The sequence below is a fragment of the Bacillus norwichensis genome, from assembly GCF_014836955.1.
Lineage (GTDB): Bacteria > Bacillota > Bacilli > Bacillales > Bacillaceae_C > Siminovitchia > Siminovitchia norwichensis.
This window is the reverse complement of sequence record NZ_JACSPV010000001.1, coordinates 89,797-102,727: the sequence shown is the minus strand read 5'-3', so window position 1 is coordinate 102,727 and position 12,931 is coordinate 89,797. Positions and strand designations below refer to the sequence as shown.

Here is a 12,931-nt window from a genome sequence, read left to right as displayed (position 1 = left end):
GAGAAGGTTTAAATGAAGCATCTAATCATTAGAAATGAGAAAGCTTTTACACTAGTGGAAATGATGGTCGTTTTGCTTGTCATAACAATATTGCTTTTGATAGCGTTGCCCAATATTACGAAACACAGCTCCAACATTAATGAAAAAGGCTGCGATGGACTGCGACAGATGCTGCAAGGGCAGGTTGAGGCTTATCGGATGGACAAAAGAGAAATTCCAACTGTGCAGCAATTGAAAACAGAGGGTTATTTAAAAAATGAAGATTTGAAGTGCCCGAATGGAAAAACGCTAACCATAAATTCTGAAACCGGTGAAGTAGCAGTAGGGGCAAATTAGAATGGCGTATGAAAAGCTTCGTTCAAACAGCGGGTTTACTTTATTGGAATCTCTAGTTGTCCTTTTAGTAGTATCAGTTGTTCTCCTTTTTGGCATGATTACGGTGAATCCAATGATGGAATGGGTGCAAAAAAAGATGTTCGTTTCTCAACTAAGATCTGACCTATACTATGCTCATTCCCATGCAATCCATAGAAAAGAGCGGGTTTCCGTGAACTTTTCGAGAGAAAGCAGTCAATATTCTGCCACTGGGGACAACACGGGAGTATTATTTATCAGGCATCTTCCGCCTCCTGTCAAAATTACAGGAGGCTCTCTGAAGCAGCTAAGATTCCACATCACTCCAGATGGGACAATTAACAATTTTGGGATTGTAAATTTCGCTCTGAATGATCAGTCGATTGAACTGACATTTCATATTGGAAGGGGGAGGTTTGTTGTTAAAGAATGAGGGTGGTTTTACTTTTTTAGAGGGTATTGTTTCGCTCAGTCTTATCCTGTTGGTCACCTCCTCATTTTTTCCTCTCATGTCAAATATGCTTGCCAGATTGAAGGATGGAAAAATTGAAATGACAGCTTACAGGCTCATGTACGAACATGTGGAGAAGCATACGGCTATTGGTGTAATTGGAGATGCCCGGATTAGCTTACACGATATAGAGTTCGATTTGAACATGGAAGAGACTGAGAAAGGGAATTGGAAAGTGTGTGTCCATTATGAAGAAAAAAGACTTTGCGTTGAGTAATCAAGCAGGGTTCACCCTGTTGGAATCCATTTTTTCGATACTCATCATAACGGTAATTATGTCCCTTTTTCCTCTCATGTATCATTGGTTTTCCGCAGTTGACCGTTCGTTATCTCCAGAAGAAGATTATGAATGGAATATCTTTCTTATTCAGCTGCGCGATGAACTTTCCACAACCGACAGCTTCAGAAGTGGTTCACATGAAAGGATCTATCTGCTGAAAAACAGGGTTTCTATCAAATATGAACGATACAGTTTGAACATCAGAAGACAGGTAGAGGACAAGGGACATGAGGTTGTCCTGCAAAACGTTAGACGCTTTGAAATAAGAGAAGAGGACCCAATGCTTACGATTTATGTTGAATTTTTAGATGGAACAAAGGAAGAAGCTAGATTTCTAATGCCGCCAAGAGAGGAGGGGACCACATGATCAATGAACGGGGATCTGTTTTACCTATTACCTTGATTCTTATTCTGATCGCAATATTTGCTGTAGGTCACGCAGCATCCTCCTATGTATCTCAATATCGTTATATAAGTGAGATCAGGCAGTTTTACAAAAAAGAAATACATCAACAGCTTATTGCCGGAAAAAAGGCGGGAAACGAATCTTTGGAAAGGGACATGTTTCAGAATAGTCATTTTGCTCCGGAGTCTGGGAATGAAGTTAGTGCACAAAATGATCGAGAAAGTGGGAGCATTCCGTTTATTGAAGATGAAAAGAAGGAAGAAAGGTCGCTTTCTAATGTAAAAGTAAAGTGACAGGATGTGGTGGTTTAGATGGACAGGTGCCATCAGTGCAAGGGTCGAGTCACGTGGTATCAAAAATGTGTAATTGCGGTCCATTTCACGATGTAAATTGAATTAGGGCTTTGCTGTAATGCCTCCCTCACTCTGCTCTTGCATCTCTCTTAACAAAGGTTCAATTTCCGCTGTTTTGGACATACTTCTGTTAATGAAGGGATGTGTGCTCATGTCAACAAATGATTATGTGAAATATATGGCAAAAACATTGATTCAGCGTATGGAAACACCGAGGTCGGAAAGAAAGAAACAAAGGGATGAACGTAAACAAATGAAAACACCATTCCTGGTCAATTGGCTTGGAATGGTGCCCTTTTCGCTTATCATGTGGCTTAAAAAAGATAGACGAAAAATTTGGAGGATGATTAAGCGGGCAAGGAGTTCAGATAGATGATTCCTCCGTTCAGAATATCTGCATAAATGGAAGGCTTGTATTGGTCTTCCAAAGCATTTTTTTCAATAAAAAAAGTTTCCGGCTTTTCTTCTACATATTCATAAAAATGATTCAACAGTTTTGTGTCTTCCTCCCACCTTTTCATGGCTGCTTCTGCCCATGGATGTTCTTCGCTTTGAACTTCACTTGTTAAAAAGGTTTCAATTCTTTTTAAGCCGCTGGCTGGCATGATGATAGGTGAAATAGTAAAGCAATAATCCGGTATTTTGGGCGATAGAACAATATTTGTGATTTTTTCATGGAATGACTCTATTAGGCTTCCATTGATTAAATTCAGGCCGAAAGATCTGAAAACATCCTTTTTTCTGTCTGACCGGTAGGATATTTTCATATTTACGTTAAGCCAAGGATGGAGAGGGACATTTTGTCCCGCATTCATTATAGGCTTTTCGTAAAGGCGAATATAGGCCGATAGTTTTCGGGCGGTTTCAAAGATTTGATGAAGCCGTGGTGCACCAAAATGGATGAACTCTCCCTTTATATCAGAAGGTGCTTGTTCCTGGTCTGTAATGAAAGTAACCTTCATTGGGTTGGGGATACCACCTGTTTTTTCGAGATACGTCCAATAAAATGGGCGGTTCATCAGTTCCTTATCCATTTCGATTGTCAGTTGGACTGTCAAGAACCCCGTACCACTTTCTTCAATGGTACAGCCTGTCGCTGTAAAAAACTGTTCAAGATATTGATGGATTTCCTGCTGAAGCATCGGCAGCCTCTTCCTTTCTTATCATATCAGTAAATTCGATCATAGCTGCAAGGTTGGACATTTTTACCTTCATTTCTCCCTCGGTTCTGGACGTTTTGAAGATATCCATCATATGTTCTTCGATGCTTCCACCATCCAGTTTAGCTAAAATATCATCTAGTTCTCCTACCACTCGTTCAAAAAGCTTAATTTTATTTGTAAGTAAATTGACAATATGTTCCTCGATTGTATCCTTTACTGCAAAATTATAAATATGGACATCCTCTTTTTGCCCGAGACGATGAACGCGTCCTATTCGCTGTTCCAATCTCATTGGATTCCAGGGCAGATCATAGTTAATGACATGGCTGCAAAATTGAAGGTTAATTCCTTCGCCGCCAGCCTCTGTCGCTATAAGAACTTGAACTTGGTTCTTGAATAGATCCCTCATCCAATCTTTTTTACTTCGTTTGAAACCACCACGGAATGGGACCGACTTTATCCCATGCTGCTGCAAGAACCATTGCAAATATAATTGTGTCGCTCTATATTCGGTAAAAATAATGACCTTGTCGTCAATTTTTCTGATCAGTTGCAAGGCTTTTTCCGCTTTGGAATTTTGAGTAACTGCATTGATTTTTTGCTGAATTAATTGGATGTATTGAATGTATTGTGCTGACGGCTTTTCTTTTTGCAGCATGTTTTTTAAAGTGAAAAATACGGCTTCTCTGCTGCTGCAAGCTTCCCTCTGAAGCGTCATGATTGAAAATGCAGGCATAGGGACATCAGGTGGACGCAGGAAATCAATGGCTTGATAAAGCTCCTTTTCTTCTTGATTAAAATCAATTGGTATTGTTTCTACATGGCGCTGGGTCCATTCAATTCCTGTATCAGTTCTTCTGTTTCTGATCATTACTTTGTTTACTAGACTTTTTAAGTGTTCGTTTTCTTTGACTGACAGCCTTTTATTTTTATATTTTTCCAAAAAGCTTGATTGGTTTCCCAAATGCCCAGGCTTTAATAAAGAGACAAGGTAAAAGATTTCTTCGATTTTATTCTGAATAGGCGTTGCCGTCAGTAAGAGACAAAACTTCTTTTTGAGAGACTGAACAAACTCATAATTTTTGGTTTTGTGGTTTTTAAGTTTATGTGCTTCATCAATGATGATCAGATCAAAGTCCTGCTCGGCAATAATTTCCCTATGAGGACTCCGTTTTGCTGTATCGATCGACGACACTACACAGTCATACTGCTCCCAGACATAGCTTTTGGTAGCAGCAACGGCCTGTATGTAAAACTTTGAATTAAGTTCAAAAGTCCATTGAGATACGAGAGATGCGGGTACTAGAATCAGAGCTCTTTTTACCAAGCCGCGTATCATGTATTCTTTTAAAACCAGTCCGGCTTCAATGGTTTTCCCGAGCCCTACTTCGTCCGCCAAAATGGCTTTACCATTCATGTCCTCTATTACTCTAGAGGCTGTTTCGGCCTGATGAGGCAACAGGGTCAATTCCGGTAGATGCTTTGGAGCAACAAGACCTTCGAAATCAGGAACAAGAAGATGTTTTTCAGCTATTAACGATAGATTGAACAGTTTTTGGTCTGCCCATGGTCCGTCTTTTTCAAACCGGTCCAAAAATCCGGGCATCCAATTCCGGTTGAAGTTGACTGTAATAGACATGATAGACCTCCTGAAGGATTTGTAAGAAAAAAGTTTGAAAAGTATGTCAAAGAGTGGTACGATACAATGGACAGAAACCCATATACATATTAAGTATAACCATTTTTTAAAAGAATATAGGCGAATGAAGACAAGAGGAGAGACTGTATATACAGCGCCGAAGGAGCAAGCAGAAATTCTGTGAATCTCTCAGGCAAAAAGACTCTTGTCCGACGCAGCTCTGGAGAGTGTTCCACGATGTGGAGCCACCAAAGGGGAAAGCCGGATTTACCCGGTCAAACTTTCAGGTACCAAGACAGAGAGACCTTTTAATGGGGCCTTTCTGTCTTTTTTTATGCCCTCATAACAATAACGAACCAAAATCCAAGGAGGAATGAAAAAACCATGACCGATTTAAAGAAGACCCCATTGTATCCTTTATATAAAGAATTTGGGGCCAAAACAATCGATTTTGGCGGTTGGGACATGCCGGTGCAATTTTCTGGCATCAAAAATGAGCATGAAGCAGTACGAAAGAATGCCGGTATTTTTGATGTATCCCATATGGGTGAGGTTATCGTCAAAGGGAATGACAGCCTTGACTTCCTACAGAAAATGATGACTAATGATTTCTCCAAGCTCAAAGTCGGCGGCGCAATGTATACAGCATTATGCTATGAAAATGGCGGAGTTATTGATGATTTGCTTGTTTATAAACTGGGTGAAGAAGAATATTTCCTTGTTGTAAACGCCGCAAATACGGAAAAAGATTTTGACTGGCTAAAGGAGCATATAGCCGGTGATATTAGCGTTGAAAATGTTTCGGATCAATATGCATTAATTGCCATTCAAGGTCCAAAAGCTCAGTCGATCCTACAGAAGCTTTCAAAAGATACTGATTTGAATGACATCGGTTTTTTCAAGTTTAAACAGGACGTAGATCTAGATGGAGCCAGAGCCATTGTTTCACGTACTGGATATACGGGCGAAGATGGGTTTGAAATATATTGCCAAGCGGAGGACGCGGAAAAATTATGGAAAACTCTGCTCGAAATAGGCAAAGATGAGGGAATTGTACCATGCGGCCTGGGTGCCAGGGATACACTACGGTTTGAAGCGGCACTTCCATTATACGGACAAGAGCTTTCATCTGAAATTACTCCTTTAGAGGCGGGATTGGGATTTGCCGTCAAGTTGAATAAAGGGGCTGACTTTATCGGAAAAGAAGCCCTGAAAAAGCAAAAGGAACAAGGTGTGGAAAGAAAACTTGCCGGTGTTGAAATGATTGACAGAGGCATACCAAGAACCGGCTACAAAGTTTTTTCAGGTGACAGCGAAATTGGCTATGTCACTTCAGGAACGCAATCCCCGACGTTGAAGAAAAATATCGGGCTTGTCTTGATTAGCTCTGATTATGCTGAAGAGGGAAATGAAGTGGAAATAGAAGTGCGTAAAAAACGCCTAAAAGCAAAAATCATTCAAACGCCGTTTTATAAACGCCCAAAAAAGTAGGATGGAGGATGAAGGAACTATGATTAAACATCGTTATCTCCCTATGACTGAGCAGGATAAAAAAGAAATGCTGGAGACAATCGGAGCGGATTCGGTTGAGGAGCTATTTTTTGATATCCCGGAAAAAGTCCGGTTCAAAGGCGAGTACAATATAAAGCAAGCGAAATCTGAAACGGTATTAATGAAAGAACTTACTGACCTTGCCGCTAAAAATGCCGACTTAAAAAGTAACGCAAGTTTTCTTGGCGCAGGTGTGTATGATCACTACATTCCAATAATTGTAGACCACGTGATTTCTAGGTCAGAATTTTATACAGCCTATACTCCATATCAGCCCGAAATCTCACAGGGCGAACTGCAAGCTATCTTTGAATTCCAGACAATGATTTGTGAGCTTACAGGGATGGATGTAGCCAACTCGTCGATGTATGATGGAGGCACAGCGCTTGCGGAGGCTGCGATGCTGAGTGCGGGTCATACAAAGCGTAAAAAAGTGCTTGTATCGCAGACTGTTCATCCTGAATCACGAGATGTGTTAAAGACATACGCTAAGGGACAGAACATTGACGTGGTTGAAGTACCGTACAAAGATGGATTGACTGACATTGAAGCCCTTAAATCTGAACTTGACCAAGACGTTGCTGCGGTTATAGTCCAATATCCGAATTTCTTTGGGCTTGTTGAGCCTTTGAAAGACATTGAGCCTCTTGTGCATGATATAAAAGCGCAATTTGTTGTATCAAGCAATCCTTTAGCACTCGGTGTTCTTGCTTCACCAGGAAGCCTTGGAGCTGATATCGTTGTGGGAGACGCACAGCCGTTTGGTATTCCGACTTCCTTTGGCGGACCGCATTGCGGATTCTTTGCGGTATCGAAAAAGCTGATGAGAAAGGTTCCAGGAAGGCTAGTGGGACAAACCGTCGATGAGGATGGAAAAAGAGGGTTTGTATTGACTTTGCAAGCTCGGGAGCAACACATTCGGAGAGACAAAGCTACATCTAATATTTGTTCGAATCAGGCATTGACCGCGTTGGCTGCATCTGTGGCGATGACAGCTTTAGGAAAAAAAGGGATCAAAGAAATGTCTGTACAAAATATTCAAAAAGCACATTATGCGAAAGAAGCTTTCAAGAAAAAGGGATTTGAACTTCCTTTGGACGGATATCATTTCAATGAATTTGTTATTAAACTAAAAAAACCTGTCTATGAGGTGAATGAAAGCCTTCTTGAAAAAGGCATAATTGGCGGCTATGACCTTAGCCGCAGCTATTCAGAGCTTGAAAACCATATGCTTATTGCAGTAACAGAGCTGCGGACAAAAGAAGAGATTGATCAATTTATTACAGAATTGGGGGATAATCAATGAGTGCAGAGATTATGCCATTAATATTTGAAAAATCCACACCCGGACGCATAGGATACAGTTTGCCTGATATCGACGTGCCAGAAGTTGATATTGAGCAATGCATTCCAACAGGGTATTTGAGGGAAGAGGAACCTAATTTACCTGAGGTTTCTGAATTGGATATCATGAGGCATTATACCGAGCTCTCAACCCGTAACCATGGAATTGACTCAGGCTTTTATCCGCTTGGTTCTTGTACAATGAAATACAATCCGAAAATCAATGAAGCTGTCGCTCGTATCCCTGGCTTTGCTCATATACACCCGCTGCAGCCAGAGTCATCCGTTCAAGGTGCTTTAGAACTGATGTATGATTTACAGGAGCATTTAAAAGAAATTACAGGAATGGATGAGGTTACTCTGCAAACTGCTGCAGGAGCGCATGGAGAGTGGACAGGGCTGATGATGATCCGTGCTTTCCACGAGGCGAACGGTGATGTGGAAAGGACAAAGGTTATTGTTCCTGACTCCGCTCATGGAACTAACCCAGCATCAGCTACCGTTGCAGGTTTTGAAACAATAACGGTCCGTTCCGGAGAAAACGGTCTTGTCGATTTGGAACATCTTAAGTCTCTCGTTGGATCGGATACAGCCGCGTTGATGCTGACAAACCCAAATACACTGGGGTTGTTTGAGGAACAGATCCTTGAAATGGCAGAAATTGTTCATGGAGCAGGTGGAAAGCTTTACTATGACGGAGCAAACCTGAATGCGGTTATGTCTAAAGCACGCCCTGGCGACATGGGATTTGATGTTGTTCATTTAAACCTTCATAAAACCTTTACTGGCCCGCACGGTGGAGGCGGCCCTGGTTCAGGACCAGTTGGTGTGAAAAAAGATTTGATTCCATTCCTTCCAAAACCGGTTATTACGAAAAAAGATGACCAATTTATCATTGATTATGACAGACCAAACTCCATTGGAAGAGTAAAACCATATTTTGGGAACTTTGGTATTAACGTGAGAGCTTACACATATATCCGTTCTATGGGACCGGATGGACTTAAGGCCGTTACGGAATACGCCGTTTTGAATGCAAATTATATGATGAGGAAGCTTGCTCCTTATTACGATTTACCGTATGACACGCATTGTAAGCATGAATTTGTATTAAGCGGATCCCGCCAAAAGAAATTGGGGGTTAGAACGCTAGACATCGCTAAGCGACTGCTTGATTTTGGCTATCATCCGCCAACTATTTATTTCCCGCTTAATGTAGAAGAGTGCATGATGTTTGAACCGACCGAAACGGAATCAAAAGAGACGCTGGATGGCTTCATTGACGCGATGATTCAAATTGCTAAGGAAGCAGAAGAAAATCCTGAAATTGTCCAGGAGGCACCTCATAATACAAGTGTAAAAAGATTGGATGAAACATTGGCAGCAAGGAAGCCAACCCTTCGCTATACTAAAGAATAAGGTCTTGCGGGGAGTCTGTCGAAGACTGCGAGGCGGATATTGGAACGGGCTTAATGCCCGTTCTTTTGTTTGAAAACGGTTCTCAATGTTGATGAATAAAAACGCCCACTACCGTTATCTAGTACAAACATCATCAATGTCGTTTCCAAGAAAATGGTTGATCAGCTTCAAAGATAAACAATATAGTATAAATAGAACATGCCGGATTTTTCGAAAAGTAATGTCTGCTTAAATAAACAACAAGCCTCTCCATAATAAGGAGGAGGCTTGTTGTTTATTCTCTCAGTAAGAAAGCATAAGACGTTGGTGAAATCATAAAAGTAAATCACACTTTTTGTCAGCCTGCCTAGCTTGTACAATTTACGATCAGGTGTTTACGCCTTACTTTTTATTTTTCCAGTCCATTGTTTAAATCCACCCTGTAAATGATAGAGCTGGCGGTAACCTTTTCTGTAAAGCTGTTGAGCAGCTCTTCCGCTTCGTAAACCGCTTTGGCAATATAAATAAACAGGTTTATCTTTCCTGATTTCTTTCATTCTCATTTTTAGTTGAGACATTGGGATATTGCGTGCTCCCAGTATATGTCCGCCATCAAATTCTTTTTGCTCCCGAACATCAATCAGCTGTGCTTTTCTAAATCCGGTGCGGAATTCATCTTGGGTGAGTGTTTTTAATATTTTTTTCTGTTGAAAATAATTGAACAGAGAAAATGCGACGACAACACCCAAAATAATAAGTAACGAATAAAGCAATGACAATGTAAAAGCCCCTTTCTAGTAAATAACCCTATGATATATTATATTCGTCACTGTGCAATGAATCAAAGGTTTTCTCCGAATAATCGCCTATGAAAAATGAATATGCTGGCGCTAGATCAGGGATATATAGACGGACAATCTGTCAATAAAAGAAAAAGTCTAAAATTGTTGAAAAAAATCGGTTTAATAGTACATTTCCATCAATCTCTTGTTTTTTCTTTTAAATCCTCAATATTCGAGATTTGACAAAAATTTATCAATTATCTCTAAAAACACAATATATAGTGTGGTTCTTTTAATAAAAAATCAATATATTGTGTTCGGGGATTGATTTTCAGGATATATATATGTTAACTTTATCAATGACAGATACATAATCACAATAAAGATTCTTCAAATCGTTTTTATAAAGGAGTTGGCAAAATGTCTGTTGCATTTACTAAAAAGACAAGCTTAAACATAGAGAGACTCAACGAAGACATTCAATTATTCAAACATGTACATCCAATCACACCTGAAATGACACTGACTCAAAAAGGTGTTTCACGGCTTGTCATGATTGACCGATATGCATACAAGGACACAGAAAAAATCACCTTATCAGTTGGTGATTTCGTCGTTTTGACGATAAAAGAAGACCCTAAATTTCCTGCGAGAGGGCTTGGATTCATCCAATCAATTGATTGGGAAGAAAAAAATGCTACAGTGGCTGTAGAAGAAGAATTCCTTAATGCATTGGAAGACGAGAAGGAAAAAGAAACAGGAGTCATCGTCCGTCCGCTTGATATCATCGAAAAACCACTTGAAGTCTTTTATGAGCAAATTGCCAAAAGAAATGCAACAGGCCTTGCTTCAGTGGAAAAAACGGAAGAGAAAAAACAGGAATGGTTTGAAAAATTCTATGAAGAACTTGTTAATTTAAATTTTGTTCCAGCTGGCAGGGTGCTCTATGGAGCAGGTGCAGGAACTGATGTTACTTATTTTAACTGTTATGTCATGCCTTTTGTGTCGGATTCCCGTGAAGGTATTTCTGAGCATAGAAAACAAGTGATGGAAATCATGAGCCGCGGTGGAGGCGTCGGTACGAATGGTTCAACTTTAAGACCACGCAATACACTTGCAAGGGGTGTAAACGGAAAATCATCAGGATCAGTTTCTTGGCTTGATGATATTGCGAAGCTTACTCATCTTGTAGAACAGGGTGGATCCCGCCGTGGAGCTCAGATGATCATGCTTGCATCCTGGCATCCTGATATTGTTGAATTTATCATTTCTAAGATGCAGAATCCAAGAATACTACGCTTTTTAATTGACAATACAAACGATCCTGTTATCAAAAAGCATGCCAAAGACAAATTGAAATTTACTCCGTTAACGCCAGCAGAGGAAGCCATGTATCAAGGAGTACTCAATTATCGCAAGATCCCAGGATACGGCGGTTTTAGTGAAGAAATTTTCCGTAACGCAGCTGAGAAGCTGAAAGAAGGCGGCACATATTCTGTCCATAATCCTGAGTTTTTAACTGGGGCCAACATTTCTGTCTGCATTACGAATGAATTCATGGATGCTGTTGAAAATGACGGAGAGTATGAGCTTTGTTTTCCAGATGTTGAAAATTATAACGAAGAAGAAATGAAGGCATACAATGAAAAATGGCAGGAAGTCGGCGATGTACGCGAATGGAAAAAACTTGGTCATAAAGTGAGAACATATAGGAAGATCAAAGCGAAGGAGCTTTGGAACCTAATCAATATTTGTGCGACTTACTCTGCTGAACCAGGCATATTCTTTATTGACAACGCCAATGAAATGACAAACGCAAAGGCCTACGATCAAAAAGTAGTGGCAACAAACCCATGTGGTGAACAACCTCTGGCTCCATTCTCTGTATGTAATCTAGCAGCTGTTAACCTTGCGGAGATGGTTGATCGTAAAAACAAGACAGTCGACTATAAAAGATTGAAGCAAACTGTCAAAGTCGGCGTTCGTATGCAGGATAATGTTATTGATGCAACCCCGTATTTCCTTGAGGAAAATAAGAAGCAGGCACTTGGAGAACGTCGTGTCGGTCTAGGGGTTATGGGCCTTGCTGATTTGCTCATCTATTGTGAAAAGGAGTATGGATCTCCGGAAGGAAACGAGCTTGTCGACAAAGTGTTTGAAGTGATCGCAACAACTGCTTATCGGGAGTCAGTAGAATTGGCAAAAGAAAAGGGCAGTTTTCCATTTTTGAATGGCGAAAACGAAGAAGAAACAGCAAAGCTTCGTGAAGCCTTTACTCAAACAGGTTATATGCAAAAAATGCCGGAAGATATCCATGAAGCTATCAAGGAACATGGGATCCGGAATTCTCACTTGTTGACAGTTGCACCTACAGGTTCAACAGGAACAATGATTGGATGTTCAACAGGTCTAGAGCCATATTTTTCCTTCACCTATTACCGAAGCGGAAGGCTTGGAAAGTTTATTGAAGTCAAGGCCGATATTGTACAAGATTATTTGAAAGAACATCCAGAGGCAGATGAGGACCGTTTACCGAATTGGTTTGTTACAGCTATGGGGCTTTCTCCTGACGCGCATGCTGATGTACAATGTGTCATCCAAAGATGGATTGATAGCTCTATTTCCAAAACAGTTAATGCGCCAAAAGGATATTCCGTGGAACAGGTCGAAGCAGTATATGAGCGTCTGTACAAGGGAGGAGCAAAAGGCGGCACAGTCTACGTAGATGGCAGCCGTGATTCCCAAGTACTTACATTAAAAGCGGAAGAAAATACTTTTGAAGAAGAAGACGATGAGAGGCAGGCTGACCGTCCTGTTGTACTGGTCGATACAATTCAGGATCTGAGATCTACGAGCGTGACAATTGGTTCAGAGCTAGGAAATACATGTCCTGTCTGCAGAAAAGGACAAGTTAAAGAAATCGGCGGTTGTAATACATGCGATAACTGTAATGCGCAATTAAAATGTGGAATTTAAATAATGGAAGAGCTGGCCGTTCATTGGCCAGCTTTTTTCTTAGAGTAAAGATATCTTGTTATGGAAAATTTTATTTTACAGGAACCTTTGAAAGAGCAGGTGGTTAAGGAACTCCGACATCAAAATGTTTCTTGTGCTTTTTTCCTAAGGCTGCGCGCCTTTCATTTTTCTTAT

At 40.6% G+C, this 12,931-nt stretch carries 13 protein-coding genes and 1 riboswitch; of the genes, 10 read left to right on the top strand and 3 right to left on the bottom strand.

Annotated features, from left to right (window positions below; translation table 11 throughout):
• Nucleotides 1-12: 12 nt before the first annotated feature.
• The 6 genes from comGC (at nucleotide 13) to H9631_RS00515 (ending at nucleotide 2,280) form a co-directional block, all read left to right on the top strand.
• The gene (gene comGC, locus H9631_RS00540; RefSeq protein ID WP_191809308.1) at nucleotides 13-336 is read left to right on the top strand and encodes a competence type IV pilus major pilin ComGC; all 324 of its coding nucleotides are present in this window, start codon (nucleotides 13-15) and stop codon (nucleotides 334-336) included.
• Nucleotide 337: 1 nt separating this feature from the next.
• Entirely contained in the window at nucleotides 338-787 is a 450-nt protein-coding gene (gene comGD, locus H9631_RS00535; protein ID WP_191809307.1) for a competence type IV pilus minor pilin ComGD, read from the top strand.
• Nucleotides 774-1,082, top strand: a complete 309-nt coding sequence (locus tag H9631_RS00530; RefSeq protein ID WP_191809306.1) for a type II secretion system protein — start codon at nucleotides 774-776, stop codon at nucleotides 1,080-1,082. The genes comGD and H9631_RS00530 overlap by 14 nt, the downstream gene beginning before the upstream one ends.
• Nucleotides 1,054-1,512 (top strand): competence type IV pilus minor pilin ComGF, encoded by a 459-nt coding sequence (gene comGF / locus H9631_RS00525; RefSeq protein ID WP_191809463.1) that lies wholly within the window; start codon nucleotides 1,054-1,056, stop codon nucleotides 1,510-1,512. Before H9631_RS00530 ends, comGF begins: the two co-directional genes overlap by 29 nt.
• Nucleotides 1,509-1,844, top strand: a complete 336-nt coding sequence (locus H9631_RS00520) for a hypothetical protein (protein ID WP_191809305.1) — start codon at nucleotides 1,509-1,511, stop codon at nucleotides 1,842-1,844. Before comGF ends, H9631_RS00520 begins: the two co-directional genes overlap by 4 nt.
• Before the next feature lie 211 nt (nucleotides 1,845-2,055).
• A complete protein-coding gene (locus tag H9631_RS00515) occupies nucleotides 2,056-2,280 on the top strand; it encodes a YqzE family protein (RefSeq protein ID WP_225220769.1) in 225 nt (74 codons plus the stop codon).
• Here the strand turns inward: H9631_RS00515 and H9631_RS00510 are convergent.
• Both H9631_RS00510 and H9631_RS00505 read right to left on the bottom strand, forming a co-directional pair.
• Complete coding sequence (locus H9631_RS00510) at nucleotides 2,252-3,046, bottom strand: YqhG family protein (protein WP_191809303.1); 795 nt, start codon at nucleotides 3,044-3,046, stop codon at nucleotides 2,252-2,254. The two genes, H9631_RS00515 and H9631_RS00510, sit on opposite strands and share 29 nt — an antisense overlap.
• Nucleotides 3,015-4,706, bottom strand: coding sequence for a DEAD/DEAH box helicase (locus tag H9631_RS00505; protein ID WP_191809302.1), 1,692 nt, complete (start codon nucleotides 4,704-4,706; stop codon nucleotides 3,015-3,017). The genes H9631_RS00510 and H9631_RS00505 overlap by 32 nt, the downstream gene beginning before the upstream one ends.
• Nucleotides 4,707-4,830: 124 nt before the next feature.
• Nucleotides 4,831-4,921: riboswitch (glycine riboswitch) on the top strand.
• Between the two features lie 169 nt (nucleotides 4,922-5,090).
• Here H9631_RS00505 and gcvT point away from each other — a divergent pair.
• The 3 genes from gcvT to gcvPB are packed head-to-tail and all read left to right on the top strand — an operon-like array spanning nucleotide 5,091 to nucleotide 9,020.
• Entirely contained in the window at nucleotides 5,091-6,197 is a 1,107-nt protein-coding gene (gene gcvT, locus H9631_RS00500; protein WP_191809301.1) for a glycine cleavage system aminomethyltransferase GcvT, read from the top strand.
• A gap of 22 nt (nucleotides 6,198-6,219) precedes the next feature.
• Nucleotides 6,220-7,563 carry an aminomethyl-transferring glycine dehydrogenase subunit GcvPA gene (gcvPA, locus tag H9631_RS00495; RefSeq protein WP_191809462.1) on the top strand — a complete coding sequence of 448 codons (1,344 nt, stop codon included), beginning with the start codon at nucleotides 6,220-6,222 and terminating at the stop codon, nucleotides 7,561-7,563.
• The gene (gene gcvPB, locus H9631_RS00490; RefSeq protein WP_191809300.1) at nucleotides 7,560-9,020 is read left to right on the top strand and encodes an aminomethyl-transferring glycine dehydrogenase subunit GcvPB; all 1,461 of its coding nucleotides are present in this window, start codon (nucleotides 7,560-7,562) and stop codon (nucleotides 9,018-9,020) included. Before gcvPA ends, gcvPB begins: the two co-directional genes overlap by 4 nt.
• Nucleotides 9,021-9,394: 374 nt before the next feature.
• Here the strand turns inward: gcvPB and H9631_RS00485 are convergent, their stop codons facing one another.
• Nucleotides 9,395-9,778, bottom strand: coding sequence for a rhodanese-like domain-containing protein (locus H9631_RS00485; RefSeq protein ID WP_191809299.1), 384 nt, complete (start codon nucleotides 9,776-9,778; stop codon nucleotides 9,395-9,397).
• A 423-nt stretch (nucleotides 9,779-10,201) separates the two neighbouring features.
• Here H9631_RS00485 and H9631_RS00480 point away from each other — a divergent pair, with 423 nt between their 5' ends.
• On the top strand, nucleotides 10,202-12,757 hold the full coding sequence (locus tag H9631_RS00480; RefSeq protein WP_191809298.1) for a vitamin B12-dependent ribonucleotide reductase: 2,556 nt from the start codon (nucleotides 10,202-10,204) through the stop codon (nucleotides 12,755-12,757).
• Nucleotides 12,758-12,931: the final 174 nt, after the last annotated feature.

Coding starts and splice junctions, on each gene's coding strand:
- H9631_RS00510 (WP_191809303.1), bottom strand. CDS start 3,046: ATGCTTCAGCAGGAAATCCATCAATATCTTGAACAGTTTTTTACAGCG.
- comGD (WP_191809307.1), top strand. CDS start 338: ATGGCGTATGAAAAGCTTCGTTCAAACAGCGGGTTTACTTTATTGGAA.
- comGF (WP_191809463.1), top strand. CDS start 1,054: ATGAAGAAAAAAGACTTTGCGTTGAGTAATCAAGCAGGGTTCACCCTG.
- H9631_RS00505 (WP_191809302.1), bottom strand. CDS start 4,706: ATGTCTATTACAGTCAACTTCAACCGGAATTGGATGCCCGGATTTTTG.
- H9631_RS00520 (WP_191809305.1), top strand. CDS start 1,509: ATGATCAATGAACGGGGATCTGTTTTACCTATTACCTTGATTCTTATT.
- gcvT (WP_191809301.1), top strand. CDS start 5,091: ATGACCGATTTAAAGAAGACCCCATTGTATCCTTTATATAAAGAATTT.
- H9631_RS00480 (WP_191809298.1), top strand. CDS start 10,202: ATGTCTGTTGCATTTACTAAAAAGACAAGCTTAAACATAGAGAGACTC.
- H9631_RS00515 (WP_225220769.1), top strand. CDS start 2,056: ATGTCAACAAATGATTATGTGAAATATATGGCAAAAACATTGATTCAG.
- gcvPB (WP_191809300.1), top strand. CDS start 7,560: ATGAGTGCAGAGATTATGCCATTAATATTTGAAAAATCCACACCCGGA.
- comGC (WP_191809308.1), top strand. CDS start 13: ATGAAGCATCTAATCATTAGAAATGAGAAAGCTTTTACACTAGTGGAA.